Below are 16,239 nucleotides of genomic sequence, written 5' to 3' on the forward strand. Positions count from 1 at the left end.
GGAAAGCGGTCCCAGGACTCGCACCCCGGGCAGCCCCTATCGCAGACAGCGCCCAACTTGCTGGACGTGCGACGCAGCCGATGTCATGATCACGCTGTCGTCGGGCATGAGCCCGGTACGCAGGGGAGAAACCGTGAAGCTGTATCTCGCCGTGCCTCTTGTCCTGTTGGTGCTGCTCATCGCCGCTTCCGGCGTTGCGGCGGTTAGCAGCGGCTGGGTGCTTCCCATGCATCGCCGCCATGTTCGCGCCCCGCGGATCTACGGCTGGGGTCAGCTGGTGGTGGCCTTCGCGTTGTGCTGGCAGCTGGTCTTCGGGTTGATGATCAGCGATTCCGGTGCTCGGCCGTCGGGAACGCTGATCGGCGCCGCGATTCTCCTTGCCGGCCTCATCGTCATGTTGGTGGGTCAGCTTGGTGGGGGTAACCGGAAGGGCGGCGGCACAGTGTGAACCCTGTCCGAGGGTTCATGTTCCGAGCGCTCGGCATCTGTCAGATCGCCCCGCCCCACGCCGCCGACAACGACCCAGGCACGGGGCGGGTGTGTCGGTCCCGGAGGGAGGTGTTCGTCGTATGGTGAGATGCGGCCGAAGGAGGCCGACGGCCAAGGGAGCCATCTATGACGCGGTACCTGATCTCGTTCGACGACGGCGCGATGACCTTCCCCGAGGAGGAGTTGCCCGAGGTGGCCGAGGCCTCGCACAAGGTGGTGCGGGAGGCTCAGGACGCCGGTGTGTGGGTCTTCGGCGGTGGACTGGAGAGGCAGCAGGCGAGCGTCGTGGCCCCCGACGGGACCGTCACCGACGGCCCGTACCCGGAGACCAAGGCGGTCCTCGGCGGGTTCTCGATCATCGATGTGCCCTCACGTGAGGACGCGCTGGAGTGGGCTGCCAAAATCGCTGCCGCATGCCGTTGTGCGCAAGAGGTCCGGGAGATCATGCCCGACCCAGCCGTCTGATCGAAGACGACCCGTCGCGGCTGGAGCCTGGTCGGAAGTGGCATGTGACCTGCGGGTTCGGCTGTCGCGGGCCTGTGGGCGACGCGGTTGGGCGGCCTGATCTGACGGACGAGGCGTGGGCGGTGGTCGAGGCGTTGCCGCCGGTCGCGGGGAGCGGTCGTCCGGCGCGGAACCTGCGCCTGCGGGTCGAAGGGGTCCGGAACCGGGTCCGGGCGGGGTGTCCGTGGCGACACCTGCCCGAACGGTATGGGCCGTGGTCGAGCCTGTAGCGGGTGTTCCGCCGTTACCAGCGCGAGGGCGTCTGGAACCAGGTCTTGGACGCGCTGCGGACTCTGGCCGGACGGGGGCGGGCAGATCTGCTGGGAAGCCTCGGTCGACTCCGGATCACGCGGGCGCACCAGCAGGCCGCTGGCACCCGACGGGACAGCGCCGGGCAGAAGGAGCCGCCAAGGGCCGAGCCGCCGGTCACGGGCCCGGGCGCTCCCGGGGCGGGTGGACCACGAAGATGCGGCTCCGGCGCTTCGGGGCGCTTGGTGAGGCGACGTCACAAGGAGACACATGGTCGCCCGGAAAGGTGGGCGGCCATGCGGCCCGCGCCGCCGCACAGGTGACGGCTGCCGTCGCCGATGCGGCCGCGTGGGCGACGGCTGCCGTCGCCGATGCGGCCGCGTGGGCGCCTGACAACCACTGAGCCGGAAGCCTTCTCGGCGCAGTGTGGGCGGCCCGAACTGCCAGACGGCGCGCAGGGGGAAGCGCCCGCTCCGGCAGGCGGCCACTCCATGGCACCAACCCGGAGTGTCACCGCCACTGCCTGCCCATCGACAACAACCCTGCGGGCGCGACCATGTGACCGATGAGATCGATGACTTCGACGGGCCGGCTCCCTTGGAGAGCGGCGGCTTCCAGGCCGCGCATGCGCCACGTCTCGCGCAGATCTCGAAGCCGCGACCGGCTCCTCGCGCCGGGAGGGGGAGACGACGGCCACGTCCGCTGCCACGGGTGCCCGTGTCCCGCGCGAAGCTCCTCTCTGCCCGGCCGCCGGGGATCTGGTCTGGATCTGAGGTGTTTCCGCCTTGATCCGAGGTGCTTCCGCCGAGGCGGCAGACCAAGCTGGTGTGTGTTCACAGCCCCGTTGAGTAGGGAGTACATCATGGCCGGCAATCCTCGCAACGTTGCTCTGGAGCCCGCTGCACAAGCCTTCGTGGATGCGACCTCGAAGCCGCCCTTCCTGTACCAGATGACGCCCGAGGAGGGACGCAAGACGGTCGACCAGGTCCAGGACGCGCCGATCTTCAAGCCGGAGATCGACGAAGAGTGGGTGGAGGTGCTGGGCGGCCCGACGGGCAGTGTGAAGGTCCGTATCGTGCGTCCTGTGGGTTCGGCAGACAGCACACTGCCGGTCATCCTGTACGTGCACGGCGCGGGTTGGGTCTTCGGCGACGCGCACACCCACGACCGGCTCGTGCGTGACCTGGCGGTCGGCGTCAACGCCGCGGTGGTCTTCCCCGAGTACGACCGCTCCCCCGAGGTGGGCTACCCCGTCGCGCTCGAGCAGAGCTACGCGGTGGCGCAGTGGGTGGTCAGCAACGGCGCGGACAAGAACCTGGACGGCACGCGGATGGCCGTCTCCGGGGACTCGGTGGGCGGCAACATGGCCATCGCCCTGACCCTGCTGGCGAAGGAGCGCGGCGACGTGCGGTTCGTGAAGCAGGTCGAGTTCTACCCCGTGACCAACGCGGCCTTCGACACGGCCTCCTACGAGGAGTTCGCCGAGGGCTACTTCCTCTCCCGCGAGGGGATGAAGTGGTTCTGGGACCAGTACACCCTCAGCGAGCAGGAGCGTTCCGCGATCACCGCGTCGCCGCTGCGAGCCAGTCTGGAGGAGCTGGCCGGCCTTCCGCCGGCCCTCATCATCACGGCCGAGGCGGATGTCCTGCGTGACGAGGGCGAGGCCTTCGCCGCCCGGCTGCGCCAGGCAGGTGTGCCGGCGACGAACGCCCGGTTCGGCGGAATCGTCCACGACTTCGTCATGGTCAACGGCCTGCACGACACCGAGGCGGCCAAGCACGCCGTCCTGCTGGCCGTGGCCTCCCTCAAGGAAGCACTGGGCACCACGGTGTGACCCCCGTCGCCGGCGGCTGCCCGCACTCACGGGCGGCCGCCGCGGAGGCCGTGACCCCATGGCACACTCGGACGGCCAGCAACACATCCCACCGGAGAGGACCAGCATGAGCGACTCACAGACGCCGGCCGCGCAGATCGTCGACAATGCGGAAGCGAACCGATACGAGGCTCTCATCGACGGCGAACTCGCGGGCTTCGCCGAGTACATCCGCACACAGCGCCTCATCGCCTTCGTGCACACCGAGGTGCACACCGGCTACGAGGGGCAGGGCATCGGCGCGGCGCTCGTCCGCTCGTCACTGGACGAGGCTCGCGCTGCCGGTCTCGCCGTTCTGCCCGTCTGCCCGTTCTACGCGGGCTGGATCGCCCGGCATCCTGAGTACAAGGCGCTGGTCTACTCGGGCAAGAGCAAGGTCAGCGACTGATGGCCACACCGTCTCCTGGCGGCGAGGATCGCACGAGGCGGCCCGGCGCCAAGCGCTATGAGGCCGCTGAGATCGCTGTCAGCTACGAATCCCGGATCTGCCTCCACCAGGCGGAGTGCCTGCGCGGGCTGCCGTCGGTCTTCGATGCCGATCGCAGGCCGTGGATCGTCGTCGACGCCGAGCCCGCGGCTGTGGTAGCCGAAGTGGTAAGGCGCTGCCCGAGTGGCGCCCTGCAGTACCACATGCGCGCAGAGCGCAACGAAGAACCACAGCGGCCCACTCACCTACAGCGGCATCCGGATGGAACACTGCATATGCGCGGCGACTTGCACATAGAAACAGCTGGAGGTATTCGTCGCGAAACGCGGGCCATGCTGTGCGGCTGCGGCAGATCCGCGAACCAGCCCTTCTGTGACCATTCCGGGCCCTGCGGGCAGCGGGATTGATCGGCCCGACGCGGTCGCCACGCTGCGCGAGCGGGTGGCCGCCATGCGACACACCCTCGCCGTCATCACCGAGGGTCCGTTCGCCAGGGTCGTACTCGCTGCGCTGATCGAGATCCAGCAGCAGACGGCCCACCGAGTAGCCAAGGCGCCACACCTCAGCCCGCTGGAGGCCGCCGGCCAAGAGGACATCATCACCGACCGGCTGGAGGACCATGGCATCGAGCAGGGTCTGCAGACAGCACCAGCCTTCGTCCAAGCCGGCCTGGACACCGCATGGCTGGACCGCATCGCAGCGTCGGTCGGCCACGCCACCCTGCCGACGGCAACCGATTGGCTCGGCCAGACAGTCGATACCGAACTGCTGACGAACGAGACAGCGGATTCCACCGCACGCATCTCGCACCTCGCGACACCGGCACCGGCACCGGCACCGGCACCGGCATCGACTCCGGGATCCGGGAACGGATCTTCGACCCCTTCTTCACCACCAAGCCTGTAGGCGAGGGCACCCGACTCGGTCTCGACATCTCCTGGCGGATCGTGGTCGACAAACACCACGGCGCCCTGCAGGTCGAATCCGTACCCGGCGACACCCGCTTCCAGGTACTGCTCCCCCTCACGACCCTCGACCCCAACCGCAAGGAGCCCCGATGACCCGCGACGCCGGTATCGATCCCACCGTCCCGCCAAGCGGCACCGGCTGCGTGGAATGCGAGGCCACGAACGGCTGGTGGTTCCACCTCAGGCGCTGCACCAGTTGTGGTCACATCGGCTGTTGCGACAGCTCACCGTCCCAGCATGCGACCGCCCACTACCACGCAACCGGACACCCCGTAGTGCAGAGCTTCGAGCCGGGCGAGGACTGGTTCTGGGACTTCGCCCACAAGGACGTTCTGGACGTCGAACTGGAACTCGCACCGCCTGGCAGCCACCCCGAGGAACAGCCGGTCCCGGGTCCGGCGGGCCGAGTGCCCGAAGACTGGGTGCGCCGGCTGCGGCGCTGAACACCTCTTCCCGCGCGACGCTCATCGGAATGCGACGACGGCTCGGCCATGCGCAAGGACCCGGCCAGGGCCGTGAGCCCCCGGCTCCGCTGCTCGACCGCCCGCATCACGAGCCTCGACCGGCCGTCCTCAGCCTGCCTCGCCAGTGCTGAGGACGGAAAGGGCTCGTGTGCGGGCTTCCGCGCTCTCTCGTTGTCCCTCACAGTTCTCGGCCCGTCTCCAACACGCCCTGCAGTCACAGGACATGGCACCGGGCCGCGCCCCAAAGCGTGCTGCCGACCGAATCGGCAGTGAGGTGACGGAACAGGTACTCCGTGGCCGTACGCAGTCGAACCGCTCCCCTGCCTCCGGCTCGGCTCCGTTGACGTGGACGGGCACACCGGTCGGGCCGGGGGCCGGCCCTCGGTGATCCAGTGGCACGACTGCTCGTGTGCGTCGCCCATCCAAGGCACCAGCCCGCCCGAGGCCGGGAACGGCGGATGCGGCTCCCAGGCGCCTGGCACAGGCTCGCCGCCAACTCGGTGCTCTTGGCGAGGTCATCGGGCATGAACGCGCCGTGGAAACCGACGGACGTGCCGTCGCCGAAGGTCTCGACGAGCGCCTTGCAGTCGGTCGGCACCGGCGGACGGCTCGCCGTACCGGCCGGAGCGCGTCTCGACGAGGTCGCCCAGGTCAGCACGGCCGGAGACGGGAAGGCAGACATGACCTGGCGCATACCCGTGCGACCGTGCAGGCCGCCAGTGACCGGGATCGGCGTGCGCCTGTGGCTGCGTGGTGGGGCGTTGACCCCGTGAGCGTTCGAGACGTTGTCCCGTCCGATGCCGCGGTGTGAGATCTCTTGACGCCGACCGGGCCGATTCCTACAGTCCCAACCGTCAGGCGTTACTCGTTTTTGCGCAATGTTTCGGAGCACTGTGCAGTCCGCTTTTCCGGCTCCTACGGAGAGGACCGAGCGAGCACCATGAGCTATGCCAGACGACAGGCGTTGATCGTGCGCGACGGCCGGGAGGGCGACAGCCCCGTCCAGACCACGAACCTCTTCCTTCCCTTCCTCGCCCGACACGGATTCGATGTCCTCGTGGAGGACTGCTTGGAGGTCTACGAGGACAAGAAGTTGCTGGCAGAGACCGACCTGGTGGTGCAGTGCTGGCCCGGGGGCGACATCACGCCCAAGGAGAGCGCCGGACTGCGGGCAGCCGTGCAGGGCGGTACGGGACTCGCCGGCTGGCACGCCGGTCTCGTGGACACCTTCTCCGAGGACCTCGACTACCAACTGCTCGTCGGGGGGAGGTTCCAGCTCGACCCGTCGGAGACCGGCCGTCGCCGGGTACGACTGGCCGCGGAGCGCGCTGACCACCCGGTGATCACCGGCCTGCGCGACTTCGACACCCGCACCGAACGGTACTGGGCGCTCAACGATCCCCTGATCGATGTCCTGGCGACCATCACCTTCGACGGCGATGAGAGCCGGCCGGGGGCGTCGACCGTACCGGCGGTGTGGACCAGGACGTGGGGGCGCGGCCGGGTTTTCGCCTCCACCCTCGGCTGCCGCCCTGACGACTTCGACACTCCCCAGGTGCGCGCGCTGACCGAGCGCGGGATGCTCTGGGCCAGCCGGTGACGCACCGGCGCGTCCGCGGCGCCACGATCAGCGCCGCCGACCGGCGACCGCATGCCTCCGGTCCTTCCCGGCGGCACCGGCCGGGCCTTCTGCGCGGCTCCCCGGTGCCTTGACGGCGTCCACTGCGATCTCCTAGCTTCACTACCGGTTGTTTCGCACATTTCGCAGTCGCGTGCCGGTAGTTCTACAACGCATCCTGTCGGCGACGGCGTGCTCCGCACGGAGCGCCCTGGTGCCTCGCCGTCCGCATCGCACCGGGAAGAGAAGCCATGTCGTCATCAGCCACACCGGGCCCCTTGCAGGTCACCGTCTGGAGCGAGGGGCGGCACGAGCGGCAGGACCCCGAGGTCGCCGCGCGATATCCGGAGGGCATGCACGGCGCGGTGGCGGGGGCCGTCACCGAGCACCTGGGTGAGGGAGTCAGGGTGCGGACCGCGACGCTGGACGAGCCGGAGCACGGACTGACCGAGGACGTGCTGGCCGCGACGGACGTGCTCACCTGGTGGGGGCATCTGGCGCACCGGGAGGTGTCGGACGAGGTGGTGGCCCGGGTGCACCGCCGGGTGCTGGCCGGGATGGGCTTGATCGTGCTGCACTCCGGGCACTGGTCGAAGATCTTCACCCGGCTCATGGGCACGAGCTGCACGCTGCGCTGGCGCAGCGCACGCGACCGCGAAGTGGTCTGGACGGTGGCCCCCGCGCATCCCGTGGCGGCCGGCGTGCCCCACCCGTTCGTCATCGACGAGCAGGAGATGTACGGGGAGTACTTCGACATTCCCGTTCCCGACGAACTGGTCTTCGTCAGCTCCTTCAGCGGTGGCGAGGTGTTCCGCAGCGGCTGCGCCTTCCGGCGCGGCCACGGAAAGATCTTCTTCTTCAGCCCCGGAGACCAGGACTATCCCGTCTATCACCATCCGCACGTCCGCCGCGTCATCGCCAACGCCGTGCGCTGGGCGGCTCCCGAGGCGGACCGGTCGGTCCCCCGGCTGATCCACAGCGAACCCGGCTGGTTCGAACCCGGGGGCGGACAGGCGTGACACCCCAGTCCTTCAGGACGCTGCCGCCGGACGGCGGTCCTCTGCGTGTCCTGGTCGTGGGGGCCGGCGGCATGGCCCGTGTCTGGCTCCGGGCGATCCTGGCCTCGCCGGACACGGAACTCGCGGGCGTCGTCGACCTCGTCCCCGCCGCGGCCGAGGCGCTCGTGTGCCGGGCGGGCGTGCCGGCGACGCCCACCGGCCGTGACGTGGCCGCGTTGGCGGCGGCCACCCGGCCCGACGCCGTCGTGGACGTGACCGTTCCCGAGGCTCACCTGCCCGTGACCCTTCAGGCACTCGCCCTCGGGCTGCCGGTCCTCGGGGAGAAGCCCGTGGCCGCCACCGTGCCCGAGGCGCTGCGACTGGTCGCAGCGTCCGAGGCAGCCGGTGAATTGTTCATGGTCAGTCAGTCGCGCCGCTACGACCGCCACTTGGCCGCCTTCCGGGACCGCGCGCGCCTGCTCGGCCGGCCGGGCATCCTCACCACCGACTTCTTCCGGGCTCCGCGTTTCGGCGGGTTCCGGGAGACCATGGCCCATCCGCTCCTCCTCGACATGGCGATCCACCCCTTCGACACCGCCCGCTGGCTCCTGGACGCGGAACCGGTGTCGGTCCGGTGCGAGGCGTACAACCCGTCGTGGAGCTGGTACGCGGGCGACGCCGCTGCCACGGCCGTCTTCGAGATGACCGGCGGCATCCGCTACGTCTACAACGGCAGTTGGTGCAGCATGGGCCTGGAGACCTCGTGGAACGGGGCCTGGCGGCTCAGCGGCGAGCTGGGGTCGGCCGCCTGGGACGGCGAGCACCCGCCCGAGGCCGAGCTCCATGACGCCGACGGCGTACCGCTCGCGGACGGCGAGGCCGGGCAGGCGGCCTGCGGTCCGGAGGGAGTGGCGGGCGCGCTCGCGGAGTTCGTCCACGCCCTGCGCACCGGTGTCACGCCCACCGGCGAAGTGCACGCCAACGTGCTCAGCCTCGCCATGGTGACGGCCGCCGTGGCCTCCGCGCGGACCGACCGCCGCGTGCACATCGGGCCGCTGCTCGAGAAGGCCCTGACCGAGGCGCTCACGGCCGCCACCGGGCCGGAAGCGGCACGCCTGCGTGCCTGGCCGTCGGTGGGCGAGGCGCTGGCCGTCACACCGAGAGGACTGCACCGTGCTGGATGACGTCAGGTCGGCGGGCAAAGGGCCCGAGGCAGCGAGCCGGCTGCCGCGCCCCACCCTCGCCCAGATCGCCGAGACGGCAGGCGTGTCGGTCTCCACCGTCTCCAAGGTCCTGAACGACCGGACGGACGTCTCGCAGGACACCCGCGCCAAGGTGGACTCGGCACTGCGCGAGCACCGGTACGTGCGTCGCGGTATCCCCGCCACGGGGCCGACCGTACGGACCGTCGATCTGGTGATGAGCGGGCTCGACGGCTCGTGGCCCGCCAGCGTCGCCAGCGGCATGGAGGCGGCGGCGTACGAGGCCGGCGTGCACGTGGTGATCTCCGTGGCGCGCACCTCCCCTCCGGTCGGCAGGCAGCCGGGCCCGGACTGGGTGGACCGCATCCTGGAACGCGGCAGCGCCGGCGTGGTACTGGGCCTGATCGAGCCGACAGCGAACCAGGTGGCGCGGCTGCGGCGGGCGCAAGTGCCCTGCGTCGTCATCGACCCGCTCAGCGACCCATCCCCCGACGTGATGTCCGTGGGCACGACGAACTGGGCCGGTGCGTACGAGGCGACTGCGCACCTCCTGGAGCGAGGCCACCGCCGCATCGGACTGGTGACCGGCCCGCCCGACCACCTCTACGCCCGGGCCCGCATCGCCGGTTACCGCTCGGCCATGGCCGCCGCAGGCATCGAGGTGTCGCCGGAGCTGTTGCGGCACGGCACCTACGAACGGGCCAGCGGCGCCGAGCAGGTCCGGGCGCTGATCGCGCTGCGTGAACCCCCGACCGCTCTCTTCATCTGCTCCGACCACATGGCCATCGGCGGGTACGAGGCACTGGCCGGGGCCGGTCTGCGGGTGCCCGACGACATCAGCGTGATCGGCTTCGACGACCTGCCCGAAGCCCGCTGGGTCTCTCCCGCCCTGACGACCGTGCGCCAGCCACTCAAGGAGATGGGCGGCAGCGCCCTGCGCACCCTGCTCAGACTCATCAATGGCGAAGAGTTGGAGAGCCGCCGGGTCGAACTGGCGACCACCCTCGTGGTCCGGGACAGTACGGGCCCTGCTCTGCACCACTCCCCTTCCTGAGACGGCGCGTCGGACTCGGGCCTGCTCTGCACCACGCGCGTTCGCGGGACGGTGCGTCGGACTCGGGCCTGCTCTGCACCACGCCCGTTCGCGGGACGGTGCGTCGGCGGGGCGCCGTCCGGCCACCGTCCATGTGCGGGACGCGGACCACGCCCGCCTGGAAGCGCGGGCAGCGCGCCCTCGTGCTTCGCCCGCCTCCCTCGACGTGGTCGCCCCCGAGCCCCTGCCCGGTGGGCACCCGCTGTGGCGGCACCCGGAGGTGCTGATCACTCCTCATGCCGCCGTCCCACACGCCTTCACGGCGGACTCGACAACTTTCCTGATACGGCAGTTGCGCCGGTACGCGAGCAAGTGGGAGCTCCTCGACACGATGACCGTCGTCTGTCCGGCGGGCGGCGGCCATGCGCGTCACTTATGGGCGGCGACAAAAACATTCATTGGCCTCATCGGCGGCTGGGCCGGAGAGTGAACGCAGTTGCGACGCGGGCCGAGCGACGGCCCCCAACCCAAGGAGTTTCCCGTGAGCATCGCCCAGGAGCGTTCCGGACAGCGACTCGTCGTCATCGGCGCCGGGTCCGCGATCGGCCGCCGGCTCGCTGCGACCGCCTCGGCGGCGGGGGCCGAGCTGGTCCTCGCCGGTCCCGATGCCGGCAGGCTGAAGGAGACGGCCGGTGAACTGCCGGGCGAGTCGCGGATCGTCCCGTTCGACATCACCGATGACGCCTCCGTCGCGCGGCTGGCGCAGGAGGTCGGCACCTTCGACCACCTGGTGTCCACGGCGGCGGTTCCGGCCAACGGCCCCCTCACCGATCTCGAGCCGGCGGACGTCCGACGCGCGTTCGAGGCCAAGGTGATCGGGCCGCTGTTCCTCGCCAAGCACCTGTCCGGCCAGGCGCGCGAGGGCGGTTCGTTCACCTTCTTCTCCGGCGTGGCCGCCTGGCGTCCGGCGCCCGAGCGCACCGTGATGGCGACCACGAACGGGGCACTGGCCTTCCTCGTACAGGCTCTCGCCGTGGAGATCGCCCCGCTGCGCGTCAACGCCGTCTCCCCCGGCATCGTCGACAGCGGCGCCTGGGACAAGCTCGGCGACGCCAAGCCGGCATTCCTCCGGAAGGTCGCCGACAGCAACCCGGCGCGGCGCGTCGGAACCCCCGACGACATCGTCAAGGCTGTCCTCTTCGCCATCGACAACCCGTACGTCACCGGCACCGTCCTGCACGTCGACGGCGGCGCCCGTCTGGCCTAGGCCGGGACGGGGAACCGGACGACGACCGCACGACCGCACCCCCAGGAGAAACGCCATGACCAGCACCGGGGAAACCGGCACGCCCATCGTCCTCGTCGCCCGCATGCAGGCGCGCCCCGGCAAGGAGAAGGAGCTGCGCGACGCCCTGCCGCCGCTGGTGGCGGCCACCCGGCGAGAGGAGGGCTGCCTGACCTACGCGCCGCACCAAGGCCTGGACGATCCCGGTCTGCTGGTGATGCACGAGGTGTGGCAGAGCGAGGAGCACCTGCGGTCGCACTCGCAGAGCGAGCACCTGCGCGCGTTCGCCGCGCTCGCCGGGGAACTGACGGACGGGGGCATCCGGATCGAACGGCTCAGGCCCTTGGACATCTGACCCCGGCCCTGCGCATCTGACCACCGCCGCCTCCTGCGTCATCCGCCCCTGGATACCGTCCTGGGGGCGGCGGGGCCGGGCGTGGGACGGAACCGCGTGGTGCCATCGGACGGCGGGCCGGCCGCGGCCGCGACTGCGATCTGACCGTTCGTCAGCGGTGGCGCCTGGCCACGGGCTGAGCGGCGTCGGCCGGAGCCCCGGCCCGGCTCATGGGCGGGACCTACGGGATCTCGTCGATGTGGTCCTCCACCCACATCCGCAGCTGCGCCAGCGGTCGGGCCACACTGCGGCCCAGGTCGGTGAGCGCGTACTCCACGTGCAGCGGCACCGCGGGGTAGATGGTCCGGTCCACGAAACCCTTCTCCTCCAGGCGGCGAAGCGTGGAGGTGAGCACCTTGGGGCTGACGCCCTCCAGGCGCCGCTGCAGCGCCCCGAAGCGCTGAGGTCCCTCCTCCATCGCCCCGATCGCGAGCGCCGACCACTTGTTGGCCAGCAGATCCAGCACCTCACGACAGGGGCACTGGGCCGCGTAGACGTCGTGGTGATCGTGCCGTTCGGATGCGCATATCGTCACCAATGGTCGTGCCCTCCCTCATGGAAACTACGCCCACCAGCTTACTTCCCTTCGGGAAGTAGGCGCCGTTGCAAGTTACTACCTCCCCAGAGTTACGTTACCGACGCACCGACACCGCGGCACCACAAGGAGCAAGAGATGAGTGAGATCCCGGCCACCATGCCCGCCGTCGCCTACCGCAAGAGCCTGCCCGTGGACGACCCTGAGAGCCTCGTCGACGTCACGCTGCCGGTGCCGCAGCCCGGCCCCCGGGACCTTCTGGTACGCGTCGAGGCCATCGCGGTCAACCCGGTGGACTACAAGGTGCGGCAGAGCAACGATCCGGGCGGCGAGCCGAAGGTCCTCGGGTGGGACGCCGCGGGCACGGTCGTCGCCGTCGGCGACGAGGTGGAGGCGTTCGAGGTCGGCGACGAGGTCTTCTACGCGGGAGCCATCGACCGGCCCGGCACCAACGCCCTCTTCCACACCGTGGACGAGCGCATCGTCGGTCACAAACCCGCCACCCTCTCCTTCGCCGAGGCGGCAGCCCTGCCACTGACCTCGCTGACCGCGTGGGAGGGCCTCTTCGAACACCTCGGCCTGCGCGACGGCGCTCTCGAGAAGACCGGCACCCTGCTGGTCACCGCGGCCGCGGGCGGCGTAGGTGCGATGGTGGCCCAGCTGACGCGCGCGCTGACCAGCCTGACGGTGATCGGTACCGCCTCGCGCCCGGAGACCACCGAGTTCGCCCGCCGCATGGGGGTGTCCCATGTCGTCGACCACCGCGAGCCCCTCGCCCCGCAGGTGGCCGAGGCGGCACCGGGCGGAGTGGACTTCGTCTTCAGCACCGCCGGCACGGACCGGAACCTGGCCGCCTACGCGGACATCCTCAAGCCGCTCGGACGCCTCGTCGCCATCGACGACTTCGGCCCTCTCGAGATCGGCCTGCTGAAGTCCAAGAGCATCTCCTTCCACTGGGAGTTCATGTTCACCCGCTCACTGCACCAGACGCCCGACCAGGCGGTGCAGCGGCACATCCTGAACCAGATCGCCCGCCTGGTGGACGCCGGGATCCTCACCACCACCGCCACCACCGACCTCGGCACGATCAACGCGGAGCACCTGCGCGAGGCGCACCGCGTCCTGGAGTCGGGCAAGGCCATCGGCAAGATCACGATGACCGGCTTCTGAGCACGCTCCGCCCGACGGCTCGCTCCCCGCGGATCCGTCGGGCACCGTCCGCGCGCGACAGGCAGTTGTCGAGTCCGCCTGCCCAGATTCCGATGCGCCCGAGTCAGGGTCGCCGGCCGCTCACCGGTGCCGGCTGGCTGCCTCCTGGTCGTCCAGGAACGCCGTGATCTGGGCTGCACCGGTTCGCTGCAGCCAGGTGCGGAAGTCCGTCGCAGCGGGGTGGATCTGCCGTGTGGCGCGGCGATGTCGGCGCGGTAGCCGCGTTCGTCGAGCCACTCGTGGGCGAACGCGAACTGCTCGTTGACCGCGCGGATCGTTTCCATCGGGATCTGGGCGTACGGAAGCGGGCGCCCGATGGCCGTCTCGATGTGCGCGGCGATCTGGACCGGGGTCGGTTCGTCGCCGGCCGGAACCATCGCTCGCCCGATCCACTCATGGGGCAGGTCGCTCACTCGGCGCTTCGGGGCGGGCGTCGGGCGCGGCGGCCGGTGCCGCGCAGGCGTCTGGCGACGTGGGCGGGCATGAGCGGGGCATGGTCGCCGAGGGCCTCCAGGAAGGACGAGGTGACCGGGTCGGGGCTGGTACGGGTGTACCCGGTCAGTTGCCGGAGCAGGGGCGGGTCGGGCCGCAGGAAGGCGCCGCCGAAGTGCGGCGGGATGGTGTTGGCGGGCACGAGCGTGGGTCCGAGCCCGGCCGCGGCGTACTCGATGGCGGAGGCGGCCTGCTCGGTGCGCACCGCGATGCGGGGCCGGAACCCGGCCGTGGCACACGCCCGGTCGAGGATGTCGGAGAGACCGCTGTCGGGCGTGAAGTGCACCCACTCCCGCTCGGCGAGATCGGCGAGCCGGACGTCCGGCGCGCGGTCCGCGGATGCCACGGGATCGTCGACGTGCGTGACGACCAGGAACTCCTCGGTTCCGATGTGCCGGGCAGTGCCCTCCCAGTCGTCCGGCAGGGGACCCACCGCGACGTCGGCCTGGCCGGCCGCCATGGCCTGCGCCATCTCATCGCCCCGGCGGTGCTCGAACAGTCTGATCCGGACGCCTGGATGCCGTCGGCGCCATTGCCCGAGGACCGTGGGCAGCACGCCGGAACTGACCGAGTAGAGCGCCGCCAGGTGCAACTCCCCCGTGGAGACGCCTGCGGCCCGGCGCGCGGAGACGGTGGCCCGGCCGGCCTCGGCGAGAGCGGCCCGGGCGTGCGGGAGCATCGACCGGCCGGCCGGGGTGAGCCGCACGCCGCGTGGCAACCGCTCCAACAGCGGTCCGCCGACCTCGCGTTCCAGCGCCTGGAACTGGTGGGAGAGTCCGGGCTGGGTGACGTTCAGACTTTCGGCGGCACGGGTGAAGGAGCCCTCGTCGACGATGGCCACCAGGTATTCGAGCTGACGCAGCGTTGCCATGCGCTGAGCATATAGAAACGATGTAAGACACTTCCTGGGCTTATGGGTGGCGCCCGGGGACATGACGAACGCACGCCGGAAGCGCGGCCTCCGCCGGGGACGGCCCGCTCCGGGCACCCGGCGGCACACCGCGATCGGCGAGCCCACCGGGCATAAGCGGTACACGACGGGTGACCGCGGCGGCGGCACGGTGGAAGGAGAGCGCGATATTGCCCACGGTGACCGTCGGTCCGCGGGGGGAGTGCGATCTTCTTGATCTCCCGGCGTTCGGGCAGGGTGCAGGTCTTCGGCCGGCCGCCCTTGTCCTTCGGGTAGAGCGAGTCGAAGCCATCGGTGTGGAAGTTGTGGATCACGTCTCGGACCCGGTCCTTGCTGGTGAACGTCACCTCGGCAATCTTCACCACGGGCATGCCCTGAGCGGACAGCAGCACCATCTGGGCCCGCCGCCAGGTCACCACCGACCCTGCGCCCCTGCGGATGATCCGCAGCAGGCGCTGCCCCTCGTCGTCATCGATCTCCCGCACCTGCACCCGCTCGGCCGTGCCGGACAGTCTGGACCGAACACGCTGGCCGGGAACGGCGTTCCGGCCGGCACGTCGAGCACAGTGACGTGTGTCAGCTCAGATGCCGGGTGAAGAACTGCAGTGAGCTGTCCACTTCGAACGACGGCACGTCCCCGTGCTTGCCGGTGTTGGCGTGCAGCGTCTTCTCAGATGAGGCCAGCGCGTCGAACAACGCCAGGCTCTGGTCCCGCGGAACCATCTGGTCGTCCCACTGGACCAGGAACTGCACCGGTGCAGTGATCCGCGCGGCGTCCTCGGCCAGCCCGTGCACGCCGAGCAGGCCCAGCACTGCGGCTCGGATCCGGGGTTCTGCGGCGATGAGCGGAATGCCGAGCCCGCAGCCCATCGACATACCGCAGTAGCCCACCGGTCCGACGCCGACCTGGTCGAGGCTCTGGACTGCGGTCAGGACCGCCTGCCAATCCGCGACGGCCTGACCGGCCAGATAACTGTGCATGTCGGCGACCAGCGCGCCCGGGTTCTCACCGGCGGCCATGCCGGCCCGCATGTCGGCCACGATCCGGCCGAACTCCTCGTCCTGGGGCCGGTCGCCGTGGTTGGGCGCGTCGATCGCGACGACCGCGAAGCCCTCGGCGGCGTAGCAGCGGGCGCGGGAAACGGTGCTGGGGGCCATCTTGTGCTGCCTGCCGCCGTGGCCCAGCAGAATCAGGGGACGCGTGCCAGAGGCGTCTTCCGGCGTCCACAGCACGCCGGGGATCTCGTCGAGGGTGAAGAACTGTTCGGTGACGCCATCCGAAGACGTCTGGGAGGTGAAGCGCATCAGCGTTTCAAGCCTTTCGGGATGCCTTGCGCGGGCGCTCCCTAGGCCATGCGAAGGAGGGAGCCCCGACCTGTCACAGCGTCGATCGGTCTCACCTCCTTGAACTCGCAGTTGTGCACGGCGGCGCCGAACGTATCACAGAGATCAACACCCGCTCCCCGCCGGGACGAAGGCTGCCTGGCGGCACTGGGGTCCGTCTTCAAACGGATCTTGCCCAGAGGAGAAATGACGCGAGGGTGACCGCTGCTTCGTAGGAGACCGCGGTCTTCTCGTATCTGGTGGCG

19 protein-coding genes and 2 pseudogenes are annotated in these 16,239 nt (G+C 70.3%); 17 read left to right on the forward strand and 4 right to left on the reverse strand.

Annotation, left to right across the window (positions count from 1 at the left end; all coding sequences use genetic code 11):
• Positions 1-85: 85 nt before the first annotated feature.
• The 16 genes and pseudogenes from ACGFRF_RS34620 to ACGFRF_RS34695 all read left to right on the forward strand — a co-directional run bounded on the left by ACGFRF_RS34620 (position 86) and on the right by ACGFRF_RS34695 (position 11,465).
• Positions 86-448 carry a hypothetical protein gene (locus tag ACGFRF_RS34620; protein WP_393746852.1) on the forward strand — a complete coding sequence of 121 codons (363 nt, stop codon included), beginning with the start codon at positions 86-88 and terminating at the stop codon, positions 446-448.
• A gap of 167 nt (positions 449-615) precedes the next feature.
• Positions 616-954, forward strand: a complete 339-nt coding sequence (locus tag ACGFRF_RS34625; protein WP_393746854.1) for a YciI family protein — start codon at positions 616-618, stop codon at positions 952-954.
• Positions 903-1,223, forward strand: coding sequence for a transposase (locus ACGFRF_RS34630; RefSeq protein WP_393746856.1), 321 nt, complete (start codon positions 903-905; stop codon positions 1,221-1,223). Before ACGFRF_RS34625 ends, ACGFRF_RS34630 begins: the two co-directional genes overlap by 52 nt.
• Before the next feature lie 881 nt (positions 1,224-2,104).
• Complete coding sequence (locus tag ACGFRF_RS34635; protein ID WP_393746857.1) at positions 2,105-3,076, forward strand: alpha/beta hydrolase; 972 nt, start codon at positions 2,105-2,107, stop codon at positions 3,074-3,076.
• Positions 3,077-3,182: 106 nt separating this feature from the next.
• A complete protein-coding gene (locus tag ACGFRF_RS34640) occupies positions 3,183-3,503 on the forward strand; it encodes a GNAT family N-acetyltransferase (RefSeq protein WP_393746859.1) in 321 nt (106 codons plus the stop codon).
• The gene (locus ACGFRF_RS34645) at positions 3,503-3,949 is read left to right on the forward strand and encodes a (4Fe-4S)-binding protein (protein WP_393746861.1); all 447 of its coding nucleotides are present in this window, start codon (positions 3,503-3,505) and stop codon (positions 3,947-3,949) included. Before ACGFRF_RS34640 ends, ACGFRF_RS34645 begins: the two co-directional genes overlap by 1 nt.
• Positions 3,950-3,959: 10 nt before the next feature.
• A pseudogene (locus tag ACGFRF_RS34650) lies at positions 3,960-4,603 on the forward strand (ATP-binding protein); the annotation flags it as partial.
• Positions 4,600-4,953 carry a UBP-type zinc finger domain-containing protein gene (locus tag ACGFRF_RS34655; protein ID WP_393746862.1) on the forward strand — a complete coding sequence of 118 codons (354 nt, stop codon included), beginning with the start codon at positions 4,600-4,602 and terminating at the stop codon, positions 4,951-4,953. The pseudogene ACGFRF_RS34650 and the gene ACGFRF_RS34655, both read left to right, overlap by 4 nt.
• A 545-nt stretch (positions 4,954-5,498) precedes the next feature.
• Complete coding sequence (locus ACGFRF_RS34660) at positions 5,499-5,747, forward strand: hypothetical protein (protein WP_393746864.1); 249 nt, start codon at positions 5,499-5,501, stop codon at positions 5,745-5,747.
• A gap of 167 nt (positions 5,748-5,914) precedes the next feature.
• Complete coding sequence (locus ACGFRF_RS34665; protein WP_393746865.1) at positions 5,915-6,574, forward strand: ThuA domain-containing protein; 660 nt, start codon at positions 5,915-5,917, stop codon at positions 6,572-6,574.
• A 269-nt stretch (positions 6,575-6,843) separates the two neighbouring features.
• Positions 6,844-7,611 (forward strand): ThuA domain-containing protein, encoded by a 768-nt coding sequence (locus ACGFRF_RS34670; RefSeq protein ID WP_393746867.1) that lies wholly within the window; start codon positions 6,844-6,846, stop codon positions 7,609-7,611.
• Positions 7,608-8,774 (forward strand): Gfo/Idh/MocA family protein, encoded by a 1,167-nt coding sequence (locus tag ACGFRF_RS34675; RefSeq protein WP_393746869.1) that lies wholly within the window; start codon positions 7,608-7,610, stop codon positions 8,772-8,774. Before ACGFRF_RS34670 ends, ACGFRF_RS34675 begins: the two co-directional genes overlap by 4 nt.
• A gap of 40 nt (positions 8,775-8,814) precedes the next feature.
• Positions 8,815-9,846, forward strand: a complete 1,032-nt coding sequence (locus ACGFRF_RS34680) for a LacI family DNA-binding transcriptional regulator (RefSeq protein ID WP_393746896.1) — start codon at positions 8,815-8,817, stop codon at positions 9,844-9,846.
• The gene (locus ACGFRF_RS34685; RefSeq protein WP_393746871.1) at positions 9,752-10,315 is read left to right on the forward strand and encodes an NAD(P)-dependent oxidoreductase; all 564 of its coding nucleotides are present in this window, start codon (positions 9,752-9,754) and stop codon (positions 10,313-10,315) included. The genes ACGFRF_RS34680 and ACGFRF_RS34685 overlap by 95 nt, the downstream gene beginning before the upstream one ends.
• A gap of 51 nt (positions 10,316-10,366) precedes the next feature.
• On the forward strand, positions 10,367-11,092 hold the full coding sequence (locus tag ACGFRF_RS34690) for an SDR family oxidoreductase (protein WP_393746873.1): 726 nt from the start codon (positions 10,367-10,369) through the stop codon (positions 11,090-11,092).
• A 55-nt stretch (positions 11,093-11,147) separates the two neighbouring features.
• Positions 11,148-11,465, forward strand: a complete 318-nt coding sequence (locus ACGFRF_RS34695; RefSeq protein ID WP_393746875.1) for a putative quinol monooxygenase — start codon at positions 11,148-11,150, stop codon at positions 11,463-11,465.
• A gap of 220 nt (positions 11,466-11,685) precedes the next feature.
• On the opposite strand, the gene ACGFRF_RS34700 is transcribed toward ACGFRF_RS34695, so the two are convergent.
• Complete coding sequence (locus tag ACGFRF_RS34700) at positions 11,686-12,039, reverse strand: winged helix-turn-helix transcriptional regulator (RefSeq protein WP_393746877.1); 354 nt, start codon at positions 12,037-12,039, stop codon at positions 11,686-11,688.
• Positions 12,040-12,177: 138 nt separating this feature from the next.
• Between ACGFRF_RS34700 and ACGFRF_RS34705 the strand changes: the two genes are divergently transcribed.
• Positions 12,178-13,209 carry a zinc-binding alcohol dehydrogenase family protein gene (locus tag ACGFRF_RS34705; RefSeq protein ID WP_393746879.1) on the forward strand — a complete coding sequence of 344 codons (1,032 nt, stop codon included), beginning with the start codon at positions 12,178-12,180 and terminating at the stop codon, positions 13,207-13,209.
• A gap of 448 nt (positions 13,210-13,657) precedes the next feature.
• Here ACGFRF_RS34705 and ACGFRF_RS34710 read toward each other — a convergent pair whose 3' ends face one another.
• The 3 genes and pseudogenes from ACGFRF_RS34710 to ACGFRF_RS34720 all read right to left on the reverse strand — a co-directional run bounded on the left by ACGFRF_RS34710 (position 13,658) and on the right by ACGFRF_RS34720 (position 15,955).
• Positions 13,658-14,611 carry a LysR substrate-binding domain-containing protein gene (locus ACGFRF_RS34710; RefSeq protein WP_393746881.1) on the reverse strand — a complete coding sequence of 318 codons (954 nt, stop codon included), beginning with the start codon at positions 14,609-14,611 and terminating at the stop codon, positions 13,658-13,660.
• 242 nt (positions 14,612-14,853) lie between these two features.
• A pseudogene (locus tag ACGFRF_RS34715) lies at positions 14,854-15,102 on the reverse strand (helix-turn-helix domain-containing protein); the annotation flags it as partial.
• 124 nt (positions 15,103-15,226) lie between these two features.
• Positions 15,227-15,955, reverse strand: a complete 729-nt coding sequence (locus ACGFRF_RS34720; RefSeq protein ID WP_393746883.1) for a dienelactone hydrolase family protein — start codon at positions 15,953-15,955, stop codon at positions 15,227-15,229.
• Positions 15,956-16,239 lie beyond the last annotated feature (284 nt).

This window comes from Streptomyces sp. NPDC048521 (genome assembly GCF_043199855.1).
Taxonomy (GTDB): Bacteria; Actinomycetota; Actinomycetes; order Streptomycetales; family Streptomycetaceae; genus Streptomyces.

Bases quoted from the DNA above. Each gene is read 5' to 3' on its own strand.
- ACGFRF_RS34620 (WP_393746852.1), top strand. From the start codon at position 86: ATGATCACGCTGTCGTCGGGCATGAGCCCGGTACGCAGGGGAGAAACC.
- ACGFRF_RS34625 (WP_393746854.1), top strand. From the start codon at position 616: ATGACGCGGTACCTGATCTCGTTCGACGACGGCGCGATGACCTTCCCC.
- ACGFRF_RS34630 (WP_393746856.1), top strand. From the start codon at position 903: ATGCCGTTGTGCGCAAGAGGTCCGGGAGATCATGCCCGACCCAGCCGT.
- ACGFRF_RS34635 (WP_393746857.1), top strand. From the start codon at position 2,105: ATGGCCGGCAATCCTCGCAACGTTGCTCTGGAGCCCGCTGCACAAGCC.
- ACGFRF_RS34640 (WP_393746859.1), top strand. From the start codon at position 3,183: ATGAGCGACTCACAGACGCCGGCCGCGCAGATCGTCGACAATGCGGAA.
- ACGFRF_RS34645 (WP_393746861.1), top strand. From the start codon at position 3,503: ATGGCCACACCGTCTCCTGGCGGCGAGGATCGCACGAGGCGGCCCGGC.
- ACGFRF_RS34655 (WP_393746862.1), top strand. From the start codon at position 4,600: ATGACCCGCGACGCCGGTATCGATCCCACCGTCCCGCCAAGCGGCACC.
- ACGFRF_RS34660 (WP_393746864.1), top strand. From the start codon at position 5,499: ATGAACGCGCCGTGGAAACCGACGGACGTGCCGTCGCCGAAGGTCTCG.
- ACGFRF_RS34665 (WP_393746865.1), top strand. From the start codon at position 5,915: ATGAGCTATGCCAGACGACAGGCGTTGATCGTGCGCGACGGCCGGGAG.
- ACGFRF_RS34670 (WP_393746867.1), top strand. From the start codon at position 6,844: ATGTCGTCATCAGCCACACCGGGCCCCTTGCAGGTCACCGTCTGGAGC.
- ACGFRF_RS34685 (WP_393746871.1), top strand. From the start codon at position 9,752: ATGGCGAAGAGTTGGAGAGCCGCCGGGTCGAACTGGCGACCACCCTCG.
- ACGFRF_RS34695 (WP_393746875.1), top strand. From the start codon at position 11,148: ATGACCAGCACCGGGGAAACCGGCACGCCCATCGTCCTCGTCGCCCGC.
- ACGFRF_RS34705 (WP_393746879.1), top strand. From the start codon at position 12,178: ATGAGTGAGATCCCGGCCACCATGCCCGCCGTCGCCTACCGCAAGAGC.
- ACGFRF_RS34710 (WP_393746881.1), bottom strand. From the start codon at position 14,611: ATGGCAACGCTGCGTCAGCTCGAATACCTGGTGGCCATCGTCGACGAG.
- ACGFRF_RS34720 (WP_393746883.1), bottom strand. From the start codon at position 15,955: ATGCGCTTCACCTCCCAGACGTCTTCGGATGGCGTCACCGAACAGTTC.